This is a genomic window from Allofrancisella guangzhouensis (assembly GCF_000815225.1).
Taxonomy (GTDB): Bacteria; Pseudomonadota; Gammaproteobacteria; order Francisellales; family Francisellaceae; genus Francisella; species Francisella guangzhouensis.
In genome coordinates this window covers 1,053,436-1,074,590 of sequence record NZ_CP010427.1, presented here as the reverse complement: position 1 = coordinate 1,074,590, position 21,155 = coordinate 1,053,436, and the positions used below count along the sequence as shown (strand labels likewise).

Below are 21,155 nucleotides of genomic sequence, written 5' to 3'. Positions count from 1 at the left end.
ATTTTAATCAGGTATACTTTTTAATACAAATTGCTATAGAAAGTCTAGTAAAAAATATATTGGAGATAACAATATGTCATCAGTACATAGTATATGGGTTGGAGAACGTGAAATTTCAGATAATTATTTGATTAATATTCAAAATATGGTTAAAGCGAACCAGACAAATAATCATTATATATGGATGGACCGTAAGCCTACAGAAAAAGAAAATGAATATACTAAGAATGGAAAGTTAACATTTAAGCACTTATCTTATTTGAAAAAAACCATATCTGACATCCAATATTCTAAACACAGAAATAAGCTTAATCAATTGTATGAATTAGCTCTTCTTGAATCAAGAACAGTTTACGGGAAAGCTTTTGCCAATAATTATTTTAAAGAACTTCTTCTTTATGTTGGAGGCGGATTAAATGAAAAATGGTCAATTGTCAGAGACCTTGGCGCAACATTTTATAATAATTATTTACCAACAGTTGAAGAAATGCTTAATATAAAACTAGCTGTCAAGCCTAAACCTCCTCAGCATATATTAGAAGAGTTGGGAACCAAATGGTATGATTATTATTTAACTTCTCCAAATATTAAAGCAGAAGGCGGTTCTACGGTTGTTATGATAGGTAAAGCTGGTACTTGTGGTTTAATTCCAGAAGATAGTGAAGATGGAGTTTTACCTATATTACAAACATACGCCCTTGCTGATTGGTCAGCTTTTTTTACATGTGACACAAGTAGAGAAAGCTGGTTTGATAATCCAGCACAAGAATTAAATCCACATAACTACCAAGATAACATGAAACCTGCTTTGTTATTCAAACAAAAAAATGTTGAAACTTTAGCTACAGATGCTCTATTAGCACTCGCCCACTCGAATATAAAATTAAGAGAAATCTGGTCTAAATTTAGTTTGATTGATATGTATTCAAGTACACAGATTAAAGATAAACAAACCACTTTATTTAAAGAGATGCTCGATACCATAAAAGAATATAATGATGATTTAAATTCTTTAAAAGTTAAGTCTATTGTAAAATCTTTTGATCTAAAAGATAAGCAAGAGTATGATAGTCTTCTTAATCAAATGAAAAAAAAAGAAATACTAATGAAAAGTTTTTTTGAAAGTGAGATGTTAGTAACTAGTCACTTTAATCTTCCTTCACTTACAATGATGAAAAGAGCTTGTGATGAACTGTATACTTCATCTCTCTTTTGTAGTAATAATTTAGATAGTAACTACAATTCAGAAGAAGCTGAAAAGTATCGGAATTTATCTTGGGTTCCTGGAGTTAAAGAATTTAATTCTTATAAGAAAGATTATGACTATAATGATTTTATTAACCGCCCTCGATCAAAAAGCTCTTATAAATCTAATACTTTAGAAGATTCTGAAAAACGTAGAAATAAAGCCTTAATTGCTATAAAAAAACCATGGAAATTTTACTAAGTTTTGGGCGCAATAGAGGTTTGTAGGAACCATTTGAACCAGTACAACTACACTACTAAGTGTTAAAGATATCGCAAGCGACTAAATATAAAAAATAGTATTGTATCCCTATCCTAGCCTAGGATTGAGTCGACATGTCCCTGCTCAAATGATACTTCTTAAAAATCCTGTTCTTTATATCCTCTTTTTTTAGTTGATTTAAACTACTTAAATAATTTTCACATTCGGCTAAGTTACTTTCATACAAAAACCTAAGACTATTTTTACACTTTAAATCTTTTGGGTAGGTGTTATTTTTTATTTTATACCACGCATAGAGCTTATCAATATCATCAGCTGAGACTATAAAAAGGTGTTTTTTTACTCTTGTAATAGCCACATAAAAAAGTCTACGCTCCTCTTCTAAAATTTCATCAGAAACTTTTAAGTTGTTCTCACCAAAAAAGCTACCTTCTGTAGCATCATGGATAACCACATAATCCCACTCTAGACCTTTTGCTCTATGCATAGACATTATTTGGATCTGATCAGAGTTTGCAATAACTTTAGATTCTTGTTGAATAGATTTCATATATAGTTTATATAAAAGATCTATAAACTCATTAAAAGCTCCTTTTTTGCTTTTTGCAAAACTAAATATCCCTTCAATTATTTGTAGTTTTGACCTATTAGAGTATGTTTCTGTCGAGACTTTAGATATAAGCTTTTCTATTTCTAGCGTTTCAAATATGAAGTCTATGGCTTTACCTGGTCTTTTTGCACGTGTATTATTAAAAATAGTTCGCCAACAGTGTGCCACAGCAAGGATATTTTTTTCTTTAAAAGATTTATCAACATTTTTACTTAACTCTATAATCAAACTTGTAGCTTGATCGATATTTTTAGCAATTTTTACAGCTACAGTTTGCTTTTGATCTTTTTTAAGATATAGTGACGGGTAATCAAACATAGCCTTTATAAACCCTATACGCTGATCAGGCGCGTGTTTTTTAAAACCACAACCTTTATTTAAAAGCATTAAATAACCATAAATAGCTTTAAATAGGTTTTCACTAAAAATATCTTTATCAGCAACTACATGATATGGTAAATCATTATATAAACAGCTTAATTCAAAAACAGTGGTTGAATTATATTTTCTTACTAAAATAGCAATATCACTCGCTTTGACACCCGCTTCAATTAGAGATTTTAATTTTAATACAGTTTTATCACTATTATCTAAAATACTAATATTTGTAGTTCTATCTAACTTTGGGTAGGTAATACATAAATTATCATGACGTTTTTTGTTATTAGTTATAATATTATTGGCCATAAGTGATATCAAATCACCGTAGCGAAAAGTATAAGATAATTGATATTGTTCAACTTTTTTAAAATCTTTTTTAAAACCCTCTAACATGTAGTATGGAGTTGAACCACGCCATTGATATATAGTTTGATCCACATCTCCTACTGCCATAATATAAGTATTATCACCCACTAAGCATTTTAAGAAAAATTGTTGTATTGGATTTATATCTTGGTATTCATCGATAATAATATGTGAATATAAATTGTTAGCTCGTGAGATATTAGTTTTATTTTTTTCAAAAAATTTTGCTGGAAGATAAATCATATCATCATACGTAATTGCTTTTAACTTTTCACATTCTTTGTTAAATTCAACAAATACCTTATCCAACAATTTTTTTTCTTTAGGGTTTAAACTCTTTAATTTTTTATTATTTAAACAAAGATCTGATTTTAAAATAGAAATGTGTTCTTTAAAAGTTTCTACTCTATCACTATCTATTTCTTTAATAATTTTAAACTCTTTTTGGTAGCTTTTAATTAAATTAAATAAAATGCTATCAACTTCATAATCTTTGAGGATTTTATCAAACTTTATGTACCCTGCTTTAGCAAAAGCCTGTAAAAAGCTATTACCTAAAGAATGCAGTGTACGTACATTTATATATTCTGATTTCTCAGTAGGTAAAATTTTTTTTAACCTAGACGCAAAATCTAATTGTGCAGATTTATTGTACATAAGAACAAGTATTTTATCTGCTGGAACACCTTTAGATAACAAATACTCTATTCTTGCTATAAGAGTTTGAGTCTTACCACTGCCTGCTACTGCTGAAACTAACGCATGGCTACTTATGTCATGTTGTATAATTTTTTGTTGCTCAGATGTGTATTGCATTAAAAATTTTTAAGAAGGTTCTTTATTTTTTGTAGAAAAAAGTTTAGATATTAAGTATAAAATAGTGAGTATCACTTGTTTTGCAACACTAGCTATAAACTTAAGTATATATAAAAGTGTGTACCCAAGGTATTTAATATAGCTGCTAACACTAATATTAGCTTTATTATCTTTGATAAACCTAAATGGACTAAAAACAAGTAAAACAAAGCTGACCATAACTATATACGAGAAGATAGATCCTAGTGCTTGCTCATACCAAATAGCAAATTTGTAGAATAATAGTACTGCTATGGTGATCAATACTCCCAATGAAAAAAATAGAAATAAGCCTTTTTTATTCATTTTAAACTCCCAGATTGTCTACATATCGTCTAGTACCGTTATGATACCACTATTTACTGTAAAGTTATGTTATAATTCTAGCTTTAATAATTATACAATATTATTTTTGATGACTACAGACCAAAGACTAGATATAACTATAGAAGCTTTAGATGATTTAAAAGGTATAAATATCCAAACTATAGGTGTTGAGCATTTAACTGATATGATGGACAAAATTATCATTTGTACTGCTTCTTCTACCACACATGCCCGAGCGTTAGCTAAACATTTAGAGCACGAATTGAAAAAAAATACCATTACCATATTAGGCATAGAAGGTGATAATAAAGCCGACTGGGTATTAGTTGATATTGGTGATATAGTAGTTCATATAATGCTTGAAGAGACAAGAAACCTTTATGCTTTAGAAAAACTTTGGGATATCAAACGTAAAGATAGCTAGTTATGTAACTATGAAACTAGAACTAACTTTAGAGCAGTGGCAAAAAGTTAAAAACTATGCTTTAGATGAATTAGGTTTATCATCATTATCAAAAGCTGATTGTGATTTATCAGAATATATTCCCTATTATAATAAATGGCTAGAAAGTGGCTATAATGCAGAGCTTGATTATATGGTTAAACATGGTGAAAAACGTTTTGTTCCTAATCAGCTAGTTCCTGGTACAAATAGCGTCATAGTAGCAACACTTAATTATCTTAATCGTCATATCTCTACAAAAACTGAAGTTAAGCGTTTAAGATCAATTTCTGAAATAGCTGAAGTTTCTATATATGCTCATGGTAGAGATTACCATAAAGTAATGAAAAAAAAGTTACAAAAACTAGGTGAATATATAGATAAAATCACAGCTAATCACCAGTTTAGAGTATTTACAGATAGCGCACCGGTATTAGAAAAGCCCTTAGCTGAAAAAGCAGGGCTTGGCTGGATAGGCAAAAACTCAATGTTAATGAACAAAGAACAAGGGTCTTTTTTCTTCATCGGTGTTATATATAGCAATTTAGATTTATCCAAATTACCAGATACAGATCTTAAATTAAATGAATGTGGAAAGTGTCGAGCATGTATTAAACTTTGTCCAACTGGAGCAATTTTACCAAATAAAATGATCGACTCACGTAAATGTATTTCATATCTAACAATTGAAAACAAAGGAGCTATACCTCTAGAGTTTAGGGATAAAATAGGCACTAGAATTTATGGTTGTGATGATTGCCAGTTAGTTTGCCCATTTAATAATGCAGCTCCTGAAACAACCGAACAAGACTTTCAGCAAAGAGATTTTTTAGTAAATAGACCTTTACTTGAGCTTTTTTCATGGTCTAAAGAAGACTTTGACAAATATACACAAGGTTCGGCTATTCGTAGAATTGGTTATGATGCCTGGATAAGAAATATTTCTATAGCCATAGGTAATTCACCATATAAAGATGAAAATTTATTAGCTTTAGAAAATAAAAGAACCAAATATTTAGATAATAAATTAATTCTAGAGCATATAGATTGGGCTATAAATAAGCAAAAATCTTTTATTTAATTAAATAAACACTTATTACCTAGTTTTGATTATTAGGCTGATTTAGTACCTGAAAACGTTCCTATATTAATTCCATCTTTATTGATAAGGTTAAACCACCCTTGGTCACAATTCATACAATATATATTATTATTAAAACCTAGAGCTCCATCATAATCGCCATAACCTGATCTTCCCATCTGACCAGCAAATGAGGTTTTACCTTTTGATATAGCAATTTCAGCACCAACATTAAAAACATTAAAACCTTTCATATTTCGGTTGTAGTATACTCCAAGTAATTTGATTATTCCTGGATAATTTTCAGGATTTTCAAATAATTCTTTAGCTGGAGGGGTTTTATTTTTATCTAATTTGTATAAAAACAACGCAACACCATCAACTTTTTTATTTATAATGGTATCATGAAATATTAAAATGTAACCACCTGTATTTTCTTCCATAGCATAACATAAGTTTGTGCTAACATTAGGATATACATTAACGTTTTTAACAAATCCACCATCTTCATTATAGTAATCACTATCGTTACCGTGATATCCATCTGTTGTAGCAAAAGTGAATAAATGCCAAGGACATTTGTTAGAGAAACCTTTAATTACTCCTGTTTCAAATGTTTTTACAAAAGGTTCTTGCTCATTTACTAACCATAACTGGTTTAAACTGTGTCCTCCATCATTCACTACCGGATCAAAATCTTGAAGGTTAAAAAAAGTAGCATATACGTAATTAGTATCAGAATCAAACCTTTGATAATAATCGCTAGATTGTAGTCTCAATGTTTATACTGATTCCGAAATGTACCTCATTAGGTGTTAAATAATTTAAACATTTTTTAGGTCTATTATTCAAGTCAATTTGCAACTTTCTAAGATACTGATGAGAGATATTACTAAAATCAGTACCTTTAGGAATAAATTGTCTGATATACCTATTCATGTTTTCATTTGTACCTCTTTGCCATGGACTATATGCATCTGCAAAGAATACTTTAATACCAGTTTTATTTGATAAATTTTTGTGTTTAGCAAACTCTTTACCATTATCAAAAGTAGCTGTGGTAATTTTATTACCATTTGATGCTCTGTATAAAATTTGGTTAATTGAACTAGCTGTTCTATCTTTAGCTTTGCCTAGAATTGTGAATCTACTAACTCTATCTACCATAGTCAAAATAGCTCCTTTATGATCTTTACCGACTATAGTATCACCTTCAAAATGATACAGCTCTTTTCTATCATTAGCTGCTTTAGGCCTTTGTGATATGTTGACTCTATCCTTTATCTTACCTTGATTTGAGGAGCCTTCTTTTTTGTATTTGTAACGCCTACCTTTGAAGAATAATAACTGTTTAAGGTTATGTCTTTGTATAAAGTTATAAACAGCTTTAAAACTTAGCTTAGCTATACCTTCATGCTTTAATCTACCACAAATTAACTCCGGTGATATTTTCTTTTTGAGTAAAGCTATTATCAGCTTTTTAACTTCATTAGTAAGTTTATGATTATTTGACTTTCTACGACTACAATACAACTTATGGGCTATCTCTGCAGAATAACTTTTACCTACTTTATTCCTTTTAAGTTCATTTATAACAGCTGTTTTACTAAATCCTATTTTATTAGCTATTGCTGCTTCTAAGTATCCTAATTTAAGTAAATTTTCTATATAATATCTATCTGAAAGAGTTAAATGTCTATGTGCCATTTTTAGTTCCTGTTCGTTTATTTAAGTTCTTCTCAAACCTAATAAACTACATCTGGAACTCTCTTTCAACTATTTTAAAACTTTCAGAATACAATCTAGCATCTATTAAATAACCATATTTATATTGAGCACTACTACTTAAATTATTAATGCCTTGTTTAGTATATAAAGCAGAATTTTGCTCTATACTTTTGACAGTAGGACGTTTTCTAATATATAAACCTTCGCACTGTTGCTGTAAAGATTTACTCAATGAAGTTAAATTACTAGTGTTATCATCATTTTTAACTGTATGAGCTTTAAAATAGTCTAAAATTCCTTTTACTTCATCTTCGCCAAGCCCAATTAAAGCAGGCTGTTGCTCAGGAGCAAAGCAATCATATATATTCTCTTTATCTCTAACGATGGTTTTTAAAGGTTTCGCTATTCCATAATACTTAACTAGTTTATCTTTAAATTTTTCTTTAGCTTCACTAACAGGACTATAATTGCTCAATGAACTGATATAATTTCTTATATTTTGTTGAATATCATCAGCCTGCGTAATAGTTTTTAATTTTATACTAGTTTCTGTAGAAATATTTTTAAAATCACTAGAAAACCCAAGTGCCGGCAATAGTAACAGTGCTGTTTTTAAATGTTTTTTATACATATGGTTTTAACTCCTAAATTATGTTGTTTAATTGTTGTTAGTTACAGAAATTTCTTATATATTCACTTAATACATCAAAATATATTAACATAATTATAATATATTTTAAAAAAAATATTATAATAAAAACATAAAAAATAAAAATGGTAAATAAATATTTAATTAAAAATATTAAACAATAGCTACATTTACTCCTTCCAAATATTTTTTAATACAATTGCTCTAGATTAACTATTGTGATTTATATATTCTTTGTTAGAATTATTTAAAAGAATACTTTTCAAACAATAGGAGAAAGTAAATTATGAAATTAACTAAAACTTTAATTATAGCTCCACTATTAGCAGGTGCACTAGTAGGAAGTAGTTTTGCTGCTGATAAAAATGATATTAGTTATTCTGTAGGTTACTCTATGGGTAAAACTCTTCAAACACAGATGACTCAAAATAATATCACTATTGATAACCAACAAATAGTAAATGGGCTAAAAGATGGTATCCTAGGCAAAGATGCTAAACTAACTCCTGAGCAAATGCAAAATGCAATGGTTCAATTTCAAAACCAAGCTATAGCTAAGCAAAAGGTAGCTGCTGATCAAGAGCAAAAGGCGGTTAAAAGTGACGTAAAAGCTAGCCAAGACAATGTAGAACAAGCTCAATCTACTAAAGATCAATCCACTGACACAACCTCCGTTGAACAATTAGCAGACTAATCTAAGTAATCATTTTGATTAAGGAGTAAAATATAATGGTTAAGAAAAAACTTTTAAAAGCATTAGCAGTTGCGGCTATAACTACTAGTTTAGTAGCGTGTTCGGGAAGTAATAATAGTGATGAAACTACTTCTTCAATAGCTGTAAGCACACCTGCTACTAGTGAATCTACCGTAGATAATATTAAATCAGATGCTAGCTACACAATTGGGTATGGTATGGGTTCGCATATTACTCAAGACCCTAATTTAAAAGATTATGGTTTTAGCTCTGATAAAGTTGTAGCTGGCTTTGAAGATGCAATCAATGGTAAGAAACCCGCTATTTCTCAAGAAACTATCGATAAGAGTATGAAAGATCTACGTGATAGTATGATGCAAAAAATGAACGCTGAACAAGTCACTAGTTTCTTAAAAGTCAAAGATAGTATATATAACTCAGATTTAACTCCTAAATCAGGCGTCAAAAATCCAACAGTAGTTATCTATGAGTTCTTTGATTACCAATGCATGTATTGTTCAAAGGTCGCTCCAGAAATTGAAAAAGCTATGGAAGGTCATAAGGATGTGCAAGTTGCATTTGTAGAATTTCCTATCTTTGGTCAAAGAGCCCCTGCTTCTGAATATGCTGCTGAAGTAGGCACTGCTATATATAAAATTTATGGTGCTGAAGCTTATGTTAAGTACCATAATGGTATATTTGCTACTGGTGAAGATGAAGGTAAACTTAAAAATTCAACTATTGATGATGTAGCAAAAAGTGCTGGTGCTGATATAACTAAAGTTAAGCAAGTAATTAAAGATGATAAAATTGCTAAGCATTTACAAGATACTTTGGAGATGGGCTTTAAAGACTTAGGTATCCAAGGCACACCTTTTCTAGTTATTGCTCCTGCTGAGAAAGCTGATAGTAGCAATACTACTATAATTGGTGGTTACACTCAATATTCTAATATTGAAGCAGCAATCACAAAAGCTAAAGCTTAATTTATAAACTTTCTTTTTTTCTTTATTTTTTCTAATTTCCGGTGAATTTATCTGTTAAAATAAGTTTATAAAAATTATAACTTTCTCCTCATAGACTATATGAAAATCAGAAAAGGTAGTAAATACTTAATATTTTTTGTAGTTATCTTTGTTGCTTTGCCTCCTTTTGCTATTGACACTTATATTCCTGCTTTTGGTAATATAAGTGACTTTTTAAATGTAGATGTAAGCAAGATGACTATTACAGTATCTACATATCTTGTAGGTTTTGGTATAGGTATGTTGATATGGGGAGCATTATCAGATAGGTATGGCCGCAAAAAGATACTTATTTTAGGTATGTTAATATATACAATAAGTACAGTTTTATGCTCTTTAAGCTCAGACTTTGAAACTTTAACTTTTATGAGATTCATCCAAGGTCTTGGTGACTCCCCTGCTGCTGTAGCTTCTATGGCTATATTAAAAGACTGTTATCGTGGGCAAAAACTTATCAAAATGATGGCTACTATGATCATGGTATTTATGATTGCTCCTATAATATCACCAATAATCGGTAGCCTTATTATTTATACAACTGGTCAGTGGCAAAATATATTTCATTTTTTAACCCTATATGGTGTAGTTTTGTTATGCTTAACCTTTATAATGCCAGAAACTCATAAGCCACATAAAAGATCATCCAGTTTATTACAAAGTTTTTATGTATATGTAAAACATACCAGAAATATACCTTTTATTTTAGGAGCTATTGGTGCTGGATTATGTTTTGGAGCGCTATTTAGCTTTATAAATGCATCATCAAACCTTATTATAGAATATTTTAATTTAGGGTATTTACAATACTGTATTTTATTTGCCGTTAATATTTTCGGTATAGTCTTTGCAAGTTACTATATAAAGAAGAATATAACTCCATATAACCAAAATAACATTATTTTTTCCGGATATTTTATATCTACTATTGTTATAGTAATTAATATAATATGCTCTTATGTATTTAGTAATATCTATTTGTTTGTATTACTAAATACTATTGCTACAGCCTGTTTTGCTTTAATAAATATCACATTGACTTCAAAGATTATAGATTTACTTAAAGAAGGTTTTGCTGCTGGTAATGCTATAAACAGATTAGTCAAATTTACTGTAGCTGGTATTGGTGGAATTATACTTAGTTTTTATTCAATTACAGAACTTATGGTGGATATACCTGTTCAGCAATTAGGGTTCATAATTCTATCATTAGTCCTATTTTTAAGAATAAAAGATAAACTGTTTCCAAAAGTCTAAAATATCTTTCTATAACTATGACAATATGGCAGAGATCCTTTTTTAAAATAGTAGTCTAAATGATAATCTTCAGCAATATAAAAAGGTTTTACTTCTATGATCTTAGTAGCTACTCTGTAATTCTTATTATTTAAAGTATTCTTAATATCTGACGCTATCTGTCTTTGTTCATCATTATAATAAAAAATTGCAGATTCATATTGTTCTCCTATATCTGGACCTTGGCCATCAACTTGCTCAAAATCATGTATTTCAAAAAAATATTTTAAAACTTCAGCTAAAGATAGCTTACCTTTATCAAAGATAACTCTAACTACTTCTAGATATCCTGTATCACCGTTACAAACTTTTTTATAATCAGGATATGGTTGATCGCCACCACAATACCCAGACTCAGCAAGAAGTACACCATCTAACTTTTTTAAATAATACTCTACTCCCCAAAAACACCCTGCTGCTAATATAGTTTCTTCTGTTTCACCAAAGCTTATAAATGGTATAAAGTCTACAGATGCTGAGTTTACACAATATCTAGTATTTAGCTGAGTATAGCCTTCCCCATGGAAAATGTGTCCTAAATGCCCATCGCAATTATTACATAAAATCTCCGTTCTGCGACCATCTATATCTGGTAACTGTTTTACATTATTGTCAATATGAATATCATAACTAGGCCAACCGCAACTAGATATAAACTTACTATCTGATTTAAATAATGGTGTAGCACAATTCCTACAAATATAAGCACCTTCGCAATTTAGTTCATTATATCTCCCAGTAAAAGGTCTTTCAGTAGATTTGTTTATGATAATATCGTATTGTAGCGGGGTTAAGCTTTTAGTTTTTAGCATATAGCGTCATAATTCCTTCAAGTAAATTTGCTTAAGATAATTATGATATAAACTTAGATAAAAGTATATTCTTATACCATAATCTTAGTTAATAGTGCTGTTGTAAACTAAAATTATATGTTTCTAACTGTGTTAAAAATATCTACAAAATCGATTTATAATAGAGCAACATTATGGATCACCTACGTTATATATGTGCTAAATATAGCTATTGCCAATAAAATACCTTAAAAAATATATTTATAAGTAATTAATTGTTAATTTAATGATATAATACTATTATTTTTTTAGTAATAGTTATATGTTTAAAATTAGTTATAAAATGTTAACCATAGTGGCATGGTAATCAAGCATGAATCTTAGTTATAATCTTAGACAAAAATTAATAAAAGCTAGAGATAGTAGAGACACCATTTATGAAGGTATTATTAATGGTAAAATAAAATTTGGTAGTACAATTGTAAAAAAAGCAGAGGTCGACCCCTCGAGGTTTTATGTAGCCGAAAGTAAATATTTAGCTAGGAAAAACGTTAATGGCCGTGGTGTCTATGCAAAGAAATTAATCAAAAAAGGCGATATTATTGGCTTCTATTTTGGATATAAAATTACCACACAGGAGGTTGCTAATATTTATAACATACCTATAGATAAGATTGGTTTTCCTCTTTTTGAATACTTGATGCAACTAGGAACTAGCAATAACTTATTGTTTCCTAGTACAAAAGACAAATATGAGCAACTAGAATTAAAACATTCTCCAGTCTTATTTATAAATCATGGAGATTCTGAGAGTGATCAAAACTGTGCTATATCAAAAGGATTTCAGGTAAGAAATGAATGCTTCCCTTTCTACTATGCAACAAAAGACATAAACATAAATGAGGAGTTACTAATTGATTATGGAGCTAATTTTAATCCTAGTAAAATAGTAGATAATCCTATAGATTTTATAGAAATCAACAATTCATATTATGATATAAAAGAGCAATCACAATTAACTAATAATACTACCGTTCCATTAACAAATTTTGGAACAACATGCTATATTAATGCGGCATTTCAGATTCTTAATATGATTAAAATAGCAGATAATAATCCTTTTGTAATATTAGATCAAATAAGAGACTTAAAACAGTTGCAAAGAGTAATAAATGCTTTAGTAGGTGAAAATAACTGGAATCTATCTACTGATAAAAGAGAACAGCAAGATGTAAGTGAGTTTATGATAAAAATATTTGAACATAGTGAATATTATAATCATAAAAAAAATAACAAAATCGAAATACTATGTGATCTACACCCTAAAAAATGCTCTCAGTTTGAAGAAGATGGAAACATATTAATTATCCCTCCAAAGGCTACTGACGTAGAAGATGGTATAAAAAAATATCAGCAAGGAGTAGATGTTAGATTACCGTGTCAGTTATGTATAGATAATGATAATACCCATATTAAAAAGAAAGGCTACACGCTAACACTAGAAGAAAAGCATAAAAAGGATGCTAAACAAAGTATTACTATAAAAGATATAGGAAAGTATATTTTTATACAAGTAACTAAATATGATAACCATGGTCTTAAAATAGATTCTAACTGTAATATTCAGGAAAATATTAAGATCACAGATAAACAATTCTCTCTAATTGGCTATATTGTTCATATTGGAAATGAATTACTATATGGTCATTATGTTTCTGTAATCAAAAAATCTAACCAATACTACTTAATTGATGATACTGACACATTTTTATTAACTAGAGAAAGAGAAATAGAATTAAGGTCACAGGCTTATGTTATGTTATATGAAAATATATACTTTGTTGAAAATGATAATCAACATATCAGTACTATTAGATTTAAGGATTACATATTTGATAATAAACCTCAGTTAAACCAAGTTAATCATCGCGTATTGCATAAACCTAAAGCAGTAAAAAAGGTCGATTTCTCTGAAAGCAATAAAAAGGATTCGCAGGCAAAAAAAAGAGATGAAAAATATTGTAAGAAACTTATTAAGTCAGTAAAAAAAGATGTTGCCAATAAATTAGCTAATAACTGCCGCCACCAAAAAGAATCTTTTATGTGTATAAATTGTAAGACAAAACTTAAGTCTTATGATGAATATATTTCACATGCTCTAAATTGTTTACATTTATTAGATTCACGAAATGGCTTATATATATGCCCTAATTGTAAAAATCAATCTTTTAAGACTGTAAAGCAGCTTGAATCTCACTTTGAAAAACAACATCATATATACCAAAGTGGCCTGATAAATGCAGTTAGTTATGCTAGATTGTATTCTGAAAGTTTTAAAATAGTTGAAAGAGAGTTCCAGATGTAGTTTATTAGGTTTGAGAAGAACTTAAATAAACGAACAGGAACTAAAAATGGCACATAGACATTTAACTCTTTCAGATAGATATTATATAGAAAATTTACTTAAATTAGGATACTTAGAAGCAGCAATAGCTAATAAAATAGGATTTAGTAAAACAACTGTTATAAATGAACTTAAAAGGAATAAAGTAGGTAAAAGTTATTCTGCAGAGATAGCCCATAAGTTGTATTGTAGTCGTAGAAAGTCAAATAATCATAAACTTACTAATGAAGTTAAAAAGCTGATAATAGCTTTACTCAAAAAGAAAATATCACCGGAGTTAATTTGTGGTAGATTAAAGCATGAAGGTATAGCTAAGCTAAGTTTTAAAGCTGTTTATAACTTTATACAAAGACATAACCTTAAACAGTTATTATTCTTCAAAGGTAGGCGTTACAAATACAAAAAAGAAGGCTCCTCAAATCAAGGTAAGATAAAGGATAGAGTCAACATATCACAAAGGCCTAAAGCAGCTAATGATAGAAAAGAGCTGTATCATTTTGAAGGTGATACTATAGTCGGTAAAGATCATAAAGGAGCTATTTTGACTATGGTAGATAGAGTTAGTAGATTCACAATTCTAGGCAAAGCTAAAGATAGAACAGCTAGTTCAATTAACCAAATTTTATACAGAGCATCAAATGGTAATAAAATTACCACAGCTACTTTTGATAATGGTAAAGAGTTTGCTAAACACAAAAATTTATCAAATAAAACTGGTATTAAAGTATTCTTTGCAGATGCATATAGTCCATGGCAAAGAGGTACAAATGAAAACATGAATAGGTATATCAGACAATTTATTCCTAAAGGTACTGATTTTAGTAATATCTCTCATCAGTATCTTAGAAAGTTGCAAATTGACTTGAATAATAGACCTAAAAAATGTTTAAATTATTTAACACCTAATGAGGTACATTTCGGAATCAGTATAAACATTGAGACTACAATCTAGCTATAAAAACCCAGGTCGCCCTACAAATTTTAATGATTATGAAGATTTAGTTAAACAAGTAGACCTCCGGCCGGGATCCTGGTAAAAAAGGGTCATGAGTAACAAGCTTCATGGATTTTTTTTAATCATGGCTGTAGTAATTGCATACTCCATTCTTTGCCATGAGCTTCATATAGCTCACGCAAATGTAGTCGACTATCTTTAAACGTTAGAAACTCTATTTTTAGAGGAGTTATACAATATCCTCCCCAGTTATCTGGTTTTGGAATATCTTTACGCTCTTCTTTAAGCATTTTATATAAATTATTAAATTTATCTTCTAACAAGCTTTCATGATCTAATCTCTGACTTTGGTCACATACTGTTGTAGTGACTTTTGCTGAAAATGATCTATTTTCCCAGTATTTTTTTGCTTCAGAGCTTTCTAATTTATTTGCTACACCGATGACTCTAATTTGATAGTTTACATGATCCCACCATATAGTTAATGCAACTTTAGGATTATTATTAATTTCTATACCTTTCTGGGAGTCTAAATAAGTGCAGAAAACAAAACCATCGCGATCTACTTTTTTGAGATCTACAAATCTTCCGGAAGGAAAACCGTGCAAGTCTATTGTGGAAATACAAACAGCATTTTTTTGTTTCAAAGGGGAATTTAACGAAGCAATATGCCACCAGTCATTGAATTTTGTTATAGGGCAAACCATTAGATAACTATTTCCTTTTAAAATTGATTCTGATAATTGACTAAAAATCAAATTAAGGTAAACAAAACCCTCGTTTTCTTTACCTGTGTTTACTTAATTTTCATTTTACTATTTACTTAGGATAAAATAGTAAATAAATATTGGCAAATAATCAATGTAAACCTTACAATAAATAATAAGAGTTATTTTACGGATATTGTTATTTTGAAAATTGGATACGCTCGTATTTCTACACTAGAACAGAATTTAGACTTACAAATTGATGCACTTAATAAAGCTGGGTGTGAAAAAATAATTACCGACAAAATTAGTGGTTCTGTTGCTGAAAGACCAGGTCTTGAAAAATTAAAAGAAATACTGCGTAAAAATGATACCCTAGTCGTATGGCGACTTGATCGACTTGGTCGCACATTGAAGCATTTAATTGAATGGGTTCATGAACTTGATGAACAAAATATAGGTTTTAAAAGTCTACAAGAATCTATTGATACAACAAGTTCATCTGGAAAGTTAATTTTTCATATTTTTGGAGCACTATCAGAATTTGAGCGTAACTTAATTCGTGAACGTACACGTGCAGGTGTTGAAGCTGCACGAGCACGAGGTCGTCAAGGAGGCAGGCCAAAAAAGCTAAATAAAGACAAACGACAGTTAGCTATTGATCTATATAAGGCTAAAAAACATTCTCTTCGTCAAATTTGTGAAATGACTAGTATCTCAAAACCTACACTATATAAATATGTTCGTGAAGATAATAAATAATCTCAAAGTGATATATGGCAGCAATTCATGAAACAGCTTATCCGCGCTTAAAACCTAATCCAACTGTTCAAGAGTTAGAGCAAAATTTTTTACCAACAAAGAAAGAGCTATATCTACTTGCTAATAATACAAGTAAGAAATCACCACATAGCCAGTTGGGTTTTATGCTGTCACTAAAATGTTTTCAGTGTCTGGGTTACCATACGCCCATTAATGCTATTCCAAAAGTAATTGTTGACTATATTGCTAGCTATATTGATGTGGAAGTAGATAAGACAGAACTGCAAAGCTATATGCGTCTTAAGCAGCGTAAGCGACATAAAATATTGATCTGTAAATTTCTCAAGATCAATAATTGTAAGCAACAACGTAAATCCATTATGAAGTCAGCTGCTTTAAAGTCCTCTGCCATAAAAGAAAATTTAGCTGATATTATTAATGACATACTTGAGGAGTTGATTAAAAATAGTTTTGAAATTCCGGCATTCTCTACGTTATTAAGGTTGGCACGAGCTTCTAGGTTAATTGTTAGTACTAATTTATATCAAACGATTAGTGATCAATTAACCGAAGAGACAAAGCAATTTTTTGATCAACTTTTATCATCTGACGAGAAATTTGAAGAATATAGTAGTGGCTGGGCTTATCTCAAACAAGATCTAAAAAAACCAACAACAAATAATATTAAAGCATTTACGGATTATTTAGAACAGTTATGTATTTGGAGGGATCAGAGTCCGATAGACCTATCTAAAATTCCAGAGCACCGTTTAGACCAATATGTGGCTGAAGCGATAGCATTAGATATTTCAGATATGCGTCGTATTAAAGAAATCAAGAGATATACATTATCTGCTATGTTATTGTATCAGCAATATGCAAAGTCACTTGATAGTATTATTTCTGTATTAGCTCGCTGGTTACGTAATATTGAAAATGATGCAACAGATGAATTATCAAAAATTAGAGAGGCCCGTCAAAACATAACTGATCAGTTAATAAGTAGCTTTAGAAAAGTGCTTACCGCAAGTAAACAAACACCGGAAACAGCACAAGAAAAGTTAGAGTTGATTGAGCAAAGCTTGCCTTATGATGTTGATGCGACTATCACAGCTTGTGACCAACATCTCTTATATGCCGATGATAATACTCTGCCGCTGATGCTGGAATATTATTTGAGAAAGCGACATGCTATGTTCCGACTTATAAAGCAGATTGAAGTTAAATCATCGTCACAAGATGATTTAATTGAAAAGCTTATTAAATTTATGTTGTTACACCAAAGAAGTCATAGCGACGAGCTTGAAATTGATGTGAATGAATTCAATAACCTTGCGTGGCTTGATGACCAATGGTTTCAGTTTGTTACAAATCTAAAATCAAGACGTAGTCTCAACCAAATACAGACTATAAATAAAAGAAAATTTGAGTTATCTATTTTCAAGTTTATTATAGATGAAATCAATTGTGCAGATGCTTATGTTTTAAATAGTTATGATCACGACGATCCAAACAAACAGTTTATTTCATGGGAAGAGTTTTATCAAAATCTGACGCCTTATACTGAACTAATTGGAAAACCAAAAGATCCTCAATTATTTGTAGAACATCTACAAATTGAACATCAAGAGGCTGCTGAAAAGACAAACAAGAATTTTATTAAAAACGAATACTTAAGCATAGTAAATAGTGAACCTGTATTAAAACGTGTTGTGAGTCAACAAATAAGTCAACCGCGCCAAGATTTTTCAAATCTTGTCGCATCAAAAATGCCGCTAACAGATATTATTTCAGTATTCTTAGAGGTTGAAAATTGGCTTAATCTCAGTCATAAGTTAAAGCCACTATCAGGGTATGAATCTAAAATTAAAGATTATGCGTTAAGGTTTATTGCTACCTGGTTTGCATATGGATGTAATGTTGGTCCTGTTCAAGCTGAAAGATGTTTGAAAAAATATTCTAGAAAACAAATAGCCTGGTTGTTCAATCACCATATCACAGAAGTAAGGCTCAATAAGATAAGCGAAGCAATTATTGAAGCTTATAAGCAATTTGACCTACCATATATATGGGGAAATGGTGAGAGTGCTTCTGTTGATGGCACATATTGGGATATGTATACTAATAATTTATTAGCAGAACATCACATTCGTTATGGAAAGTATGGCGGGATTGGATACTATCATGTTTCTGACCAATATGTTGCATTATTTGGGAATTTTATTCCTTGTGGTGTATATGAAGCTATATATATTTTTGATGGAATTTATGAAATTGAGGAATCTTTAAGACCTGATACTATACATGGGGACACTCATGCGCAAAATGAAGTTGTATTTGGCTTTGCATATTTATTGGCAATTAGACTAATGCCAAGAATTAGAAGTTTTAAACACCTTAATTTTTATCGTCCTGCTAATATGGATGAAAAATCATATCAAAATATCAGTGAAATCTTTACATCAAAAGAACCAGACTGGAAATTGATAGAATTAATGTATCACGATATGTTACGTGTTGTTATGTCAATTCAAAATGGAAAAATTAAAGCATCAACTATCTTAAAAAAATTATGCTACAAAAGTAAAAAGAACAAATTACATCAAGCTTTTCGGGAGCTAGGACGTGTTATCCGAACTATTTTTCTTTTAGATTATATATCAGATATTGATCTGCGTAGGAAAATCCAAGCTGCAACTTGTAAGAGTGAGGAATTTAATGATTTTATTGATTGGATTACTTTTGGAAAAAATGGCACCATTGAGGAAAATAATCTCAATATCCAAAAGAAAATTATCTCTTTTGGTAGAATGACTGCTAATGCAGTTATGTTTCATACCGTAGCAAATCAAACCAAAGTGCTTAATCAATTAGCTAATGAAGGGATTGAATATAATAATGACAGCTTATCAATTTTATCTCCATTTTTTAGGGAAAATATAAATCGTTACGGTGTTTTTGAGTTATCAAAGTCAAAAACATCAATACCACTAGAGTTTAATATTCAGAGTAGAAAACAAACATGACCCTTTTTTACCAGGATCCCGGCCGAAGGTCAAGTAAGTTCTAAACTAAAGGAATTGTATGGTAATGGTGCTGAAGTTATTATTCCTGATAACCAACTTAAATATAAACAGACAACTGGTTACAAAAAAATTATAGAAATTAATTATGCAAATTCTTTAAATCGACAAGTACCAAAGCTTTTAAAAGATAATAAAGGCAATAATAGGGCTTTAATTGATCTAAAAGCTTTTTTTTGGTGTGGTGAAAGAAGACATAAAGTTATAGTTACGCGGATTAGTAGAGTAATAAAGGGATACTCGCAATCTAACGCATTCTATAACAATTGGTGTAAAATAGGATTATGTGTTGAAAATAAAAAAAATGTTAGGCTAAAGTTAAGAGAAAAGCATATTATAGATTGACTTATAAATAATAAAATACTTCCCCAAGTAACTACATTTTGGTATAGCTATAGAAACATGTTAGTGTAGATATGCAAAGTGGTCTGGTTAATAAAGTAGCTGCGACACTTGTAAATATTACAGGTGCAAAAAGTATAAAATACGTTTGTTCCAATGGCAGTACTATAATTTTAAAAATTAACTTTTTGCTAGAAAATGTATTTATAAATCTTTTATTTTAGTCAATAATTTTATCTAATAATCAACTATTTACTAACATATAAAACTAATTTCTATAAAAATAAACGCGCACTATAAGAGAAAAATTCATGATCCAAACCTTGCTTTTAAAAGTTAATTACATTGAGATACCAAAACCAATTTAGTATGACAAGTTTTATAATGGATTACTATATGATAAAAAATGATAAAAAGGGAGAAAATAGTACATATTTATATTGGTAACTATATGGGGGATAAATAGTTATGCAAGTAAGTTTTTTAAAGACTATCGAACTGTTTTCTCAAGCATCAAATACCACCCTTGAGCAGCTTGCAAAAATTGCGACTAGTTTTTTTTATAGAAAAAATACTTTGGTTCTAGACTATGATCAAAGCCTACAAACTTTCCTTTATGTTACTAATGGCTGGTTAAAACTTTATAAAATAAGTGTTGATGGTGAAGAAATTATTATTGATATCCTTTCACAAGATCATTATTATGGTGAATCGCTTATTACAGCCTCATCTAAAGAAGAGGCTTATATGGCTCATGCCATTTCTGATCTTAAGGGTTTTACTTTGCCTCTTGATAAATTAAAGCAATTATTAACATTTGATAGCAATTTATCATTTAGCTTTTTACAAAAAATGTCGCAAAAGCAGCATTTATTAAATGCTCATATCGAACACTTATCTATCCAAAATGCTATACAGCGTATAGGGTGTTTTTTATTAAGATTAAATAATAATGTTAATACTAATTATCAGAAAAGCACTACTATACACCTACCCTATCCAAAAAACATATTAGCCTTAAAACTTGGTATGAGACCAGAAACTTTTTCAAGAGCAATTAACAAACTTTATGCACGTTGTGACGTTGAAATTAAGGGAGAATATGTCAACATTCCTCAACCTAAAAAACTAATCTCTTATGTCTGCCAACATTGCTCAAAAATATTTCCCTGCAATTTGCCAATTGATTAGT

19 protein-coding genes and 1 pseudogene are annotated in these 21,155 nt (G+C 29.9%); 13 read left to right on the top strand and 7 right to left on the bottom strand.

Going from position 1 to position 21,155, the window contains the following annotated elements:
- Nucleotides 1–73: 73 nt before the first annotated feature.
- Nucleotides 74–1,447, top strand: coding sequence for a hypothetical protein (locus SD28_RS05060; RefSeq protein WP_039124743.1), 1,374 nt, complete (start codon nucleotides 74–76; stop codon nucleotides 1,445–1,447).
- A gap of 118 nt (nucleotides 1,448–1,565) precedes the next feature.
- On the opposite strand, the gene SD28_RS05055 is transcribed toward SD28_RS05060, so the two are convergent.
- Both SD28_RS05055 and SD28_RS05050 read right to left on the bottom strand, forming a co-directional pair.
- Nucleotides 1,566–3,641, bottom strand: coding sequence for an ATP-dependent helicase (locus SD28_RS05055; RefSeq protein ID WP_039124741.1), 2,076 nt, complete (start codon nucleotides 3,639–3,641; stop codon nucleotides 1,566–1,568).
- A gap of 9 nt (nucleotides 3,642–3,650) precedes the next feature.
- Nucleotides 3,651–3,986 (bottom strand): hypothetical protein, encoded by a 336-nt coding sequence (locus SD28_RS05050; protein ID WP_039124739.1) that lies wholly within the window; start codon nucleotides 3,984–3,986, stop codon nucleotides 3,651–3,653.
- 109 nt (nucleotides 3,987–4,095) lie between these two features.
- Here SD28_RS05050 and rsfS point away from each other — a divergent pair, with 109 nt between their 5' ends.
- Together rsfS and queG are read left to right on the top strand one after the other, a co-directional pair.
- Entirely contained in the window at nucleotides 4,096–4,431 is a 336-nt protein-coding gene (gene rsfS / locus SD28_RS05045; protein ID WP_039125807.1) for a ribosome silencing factor, read from the top strand.
- A 10-nt stretch (nucleotides 4,432–4,441) separates the two neighbouring features.
- Nucleotides 4,442–5,530 carry a tRNA epoxyqueuosine(34) reductase QueG gene (gene queG, locus SD28_RS05040; protein ID WP_039124737.1) on the top strand — a complete coding sequence of 363 codons (1,089 nt, stop codon included), beginning with the start codon at nucleotides 4,442–4,444 and terminating at the stop codon, nucleotides 5,528–5,530.
- A 32-nt stretch (nucleotides 5,531–5,562) separates the two neighbouring features.
- On the opposite strand, the gene SD28_RS05035 is transcribed toward queG, so the two are convergent.
- Genes SD28_RS05035 through SD28_RS05025 form a run of 3 tightly spaced genes read right to left on the bottom strand, consistent with a single transcriptional unit; the run spans nucleotide 5,563 to nucleotide 7,889 of the window.
- Entirely contained in the window at nucleotides 5,563–6,309 is a 747-nt protein-coding gene (locus tag SD28_RS05035) for a hypothetical protein (protein ID WP_039124735.1), read from the bottom strand.
- The gene (locus tag SD28_RS05030; protein ID WP_039124962.1) at nucleotides 6,293–7,237 is read right to left on the bottom strand and encodes an IS30 family transposase; all 945 of its coding nucleotides are present in this window, start codon (nucleotides 7,235–7,237) and stop codon (nucleotides 6,293–6,295) included. Before SD28_RS05030 ends, SD28_RS05035 begins: the two co-directional genes overlap by 17 nt.
- A gap of 46 nt (nucleotides 7,238–7,283) precedes the next feature.
- The gene (locus tag SD28_RS05025) at nucleotides 7,284–7,889 is read right to left on the bottom strand and encodes a hypothetical protein (protein WP_039124733.1); all 606 of its coding nucleotides are present in this window, start codon (nucleotides 7,887–7,889) and stop codon (nucleotides 7,284–7,286) included.
- 304 nt (nucleotides 7,890–8,193) lie between these two features.
- Between SD28_RS05025 and SD28_RS05020 the strand changes: the two genes are divergently transcribed.
- The 3 genes and pseudogenes from SD28_RS05020 to SD28_RS05010 all read left to right on the top strand — a co-directional run bounded on the left by SD28_RS05020 (nucleotide 8,194) and on the right by SD28_RS05010 (nucleotide 10,880).
- Nucleotides 8,194–8,601, top strand: coding sequence for an FKBP-type peptidyl-prolyl cis-trans isomerase N-terminal domain-containing protein (locus tag SD28_RS05020; RefSeq protein ID WP_069774106.1), 408 nt, complete (start codon nucleotides 8,194–8,196; stop codon nucleotides 8,599–8,601).
- 35 nt (nucleotides 8,602–8,636) lie between these two features.
- A pseudogene (locus SD28_RS05015) lies at nucleotides 8,637–9,584 on the top strand (DsbA family protein); the annotation flags it as partial.
- Nucleotides 9,585–9,686: 102 nt separating this feature from the next.
- Nucleotides 9,687–10,880 carry a multidrug effflux MFS transporter gene (locus tag SD28_RS05010; protein WP_039124732.1) on the top strand — a complete coding sequence of 398 codons (1,194 nt, stop codon included), beginning with the start codon at nucleotides 9,687–9,689 and terminating at the stop codon, nucleotides 10,878–10,880.
- On the opposite strand, the gene SD28_RS05005 is transcribed toward SD28_RS05010, so the two are convergent.
- Nucleotides 10,877–11,731, bottom strand: a complete 855-nt coding sequence (locus tag SD28_RS05005) for a bifunctional methionine sulfoxide reductase B/A protein (protein ID WP_039124730.1) — start codon at nucleotides 11,729–11,731, stop codon at nucleotides 10,877–10,879. The two genes, SD28_RS05010 and SD28_RS05005, sit on opposite strands and share 4 nt — an antisense overlap.
- A gap of 352 nt (nucleotides 11,732–12,083) precedes the next feature.
- Between SD28_RS05005 and SD28_RS05000 the strand changes: the two genes are divergently transcribed.
- Both SD28_RS05000 and SD28_RS04995 read left to right on the top strand, forming a co-directional pair.
- On the top strand, nucleotides 12,084–14,075 hold the full coding sequence (locus SD28_RS05000) for an SET domain-containing protein-lysine N-methyltransferase (RefSeq protein WP_039124728.1): 1,992 nt from the start codon (nucleotides 12,084–12,086) through the stop codon (nucleotides 14,073–14,075).
- Nucleotides 14,076–14,121: 46 nt separating this feature from the next.
- Nucleotides 14,122–15,066: an IS30 family transposase gene (locus tag SD28_RS04995; protein ID WP_039124726.1), complete on the top strand. Its 945-nt coding sequence runs from the start codon at nucleotides 14,122–14,124 to the stop codon at nucleotides 15,064–15,066.
- 125 nt (nucleotides 15,067–15,191) lie between these two features.
- Here SD28_RS04995 and SD28_RS04990 read toward each other — a convergent pair whose 3' ends face one another.
- A complete protein-coding gene (locus SD28_RS04990; protein WP_039124720.1) occupies nucleotides 15,192–15,776 on the bottom strand; it encodes a pyridoxine/pyridoxamine 5'-phosphate oxidase in 585 nt (194 codons plus the stop codon).
- 204 nt (nucleotides 15,777–15,980) lie between these two features.
- Between SD28_RS04990 and SD28_RS04985 the strand changes: the two genes are divergently transcribed.
- The 5 genes from SD28_RS04985 (at nucleotide 15,981) to SD28_RS04970 (ending at nucleotide 21,154) form a co-directional block, all read left to right on the top strand.
- Nucleotides 15,981–16,538, top strand: a complete 558-nt coding sequence (locus tag SD28_RS04985) for a recombinase family protein (RefSeq protein WP_039124718.1) — start codon at nucleotides 15,981–15,983, stop codon at nucleotides 16,536–16,538.
- A 14-nt stretch (nucleotides 16,539–16,552) separates the two neighbouring features.
- On the top strand, nucleotides 16,553–19,564 hold the full coding sequence (locus SD28_RS04980) for a Tn3 family transposase (RefSeq protein ID WP_039124715.1): 3,012 nt from the start codon (nucleotides 16,553–16,555) through the stop codon (nucleotides 19,562–19,564).
- Nucleotides 19,565–19,618: 54 nt separating this feature from the next.
- Nucleotides 19,619–19,966: a hypothetical protein gene (locus SD28_RS04975; RefSeq protein ID WP_039124714.1), complete on the top strand. Its 348-nt coding sequence runs from the start codon at nucleotides 19,619–19,621 to the stop codon at nucleotides 19,964–19,966.
- Nucleotides 19,967–20,037: 71 nt separating this feature from the next.
- Nucleotides 20,038–20,187 carry a hypothetical protein gene (locus SD28_RS08095; RefSeq protein WP_157698632.1) on the top strand — a complete coding sequence of 50 codons (150 nt, stop codon included), beginning with the start codon at nucleotides 20,038–20,040 and terminating at the stop codon, nucleotides 20,185–20,187.
- A gap of 244 nt (nucleotides 20,188–20,431) precedes the next feature.
- Complete coding sequence (locus SD28_RS04970; protein ID WP_039124713.1) at nucleotides 20,432–21,154, top strand: Crp/Fnr family transcriptional regulator; 723 nt, start codon at nucleotides 20,432–20,434, stop codon at nucleotides 21,152–21,154.
- The last annotated feature ends 1 nt before the right edge of the window (nucleotide 21,155 follow it).

Coding starts and splice junctions, on each gene's coding strand:
- SD28_RS05060 (WP_039124743.1), top strand. CDS start 74: ATGTCATCAGTACATAGTATATGGGTTGGAGAACGTGAAATTTCAGAT.
- SD28_RS05055 (WP_039124741.1), bottom strand. CDS start 3,641: ATGCAATACACATCTGAGCAACAAAAAATTATACAACATGACATAAGT.
- SD28_RS05050 (WP_039124739.1), bottom strand. CDS start 3,986: ATGAATAAAAAAGGCTTATTTCTATTTTTTTCATTGGGAGTATTGATC.
- rsfS (WP_039125807.1), top strand. CDS start 4,096: ATGACTACAGACCAAAGACTAGATATAACTATAGAAGCTTTAGATGAT.
- queG (WP_039124737.1), top strand. CDS start 4,442: ATGAAACTAGAACTAACTTTAGAGCAGTGGCAAAAAGTTAAAAACTAT.
- SD28_RS05030 (WP_039124962.1), bottom strand. CDS start 7,237: ATGGCACATAGACATTTAACTCTTTCAGATAGATATTATATAGAAAAT.
- SD28_RS05025 (WP_039124733.1), bottom strand. CDS start 7,889: ATGTATAAAAAACATTTAAAAACAGCACTGTTACTATTGCCGGCACTT.
- SD28_RS05020 (WP_069774106.1), top strand. CDS start 8,194: ATGAAATTAACTAAAACTTTAATTATAGCTCCACTATTAGCAGGTGCA.
- SD28_RS05010 (WP_039124732.1), top strand. CDS start 9,687: ATGAAAATCAGAAAAGGTAGTAAATACTTAATATTTTTTGTAGTTATC.
- SD28_RS05005 (WP_039124730.1), bottom strand. CDS start 11,731: ATGCTAAAAACTAAAAGCTTAACCCCGCTACAATACGATATTATCATA.
- SD28_RS05000 (WP_039124728.1), top strand. CDS start 12,084: ATGAATCTTAGTTATAATCTTAGACAAAAATTAATAAAAGCTAGAGAT.
- SD28_RS04995 (WP_039124726.1), top strand. CDS start 14,122: ATGGCACATAGACATTTAACTCTTTCAGATAGATATTATATAGAAAAT.
- SD28_RS04990 (WP_039124720.1), bottom strand. CDS start 15,776: ATGGTTTGCCCTATAACAAAATTCAATGACTGGTGGCATATTGCTTCG.
- SD28_RS04980 (WP_039124715.1), top strand. CDS start 16,553: ATGGCAGCAATTCATGAAACAGCTTATCCGCGCTTAAAACCTAATCCA.
- SD28_RS08095 (WP_157698632.1), top strand. CDS start 20,038: ATGCAAAGTGGTCTGGTTAATAAAGTAGCTGCGACACTTGTAAATATT.
- SD28_RS04970 (WP_039124713.1), top strand. CDS start 20,432: ATGCAAGTAAGTTTTTTAAAGACTATCGAACTGTTTTCTCAAGCATCA.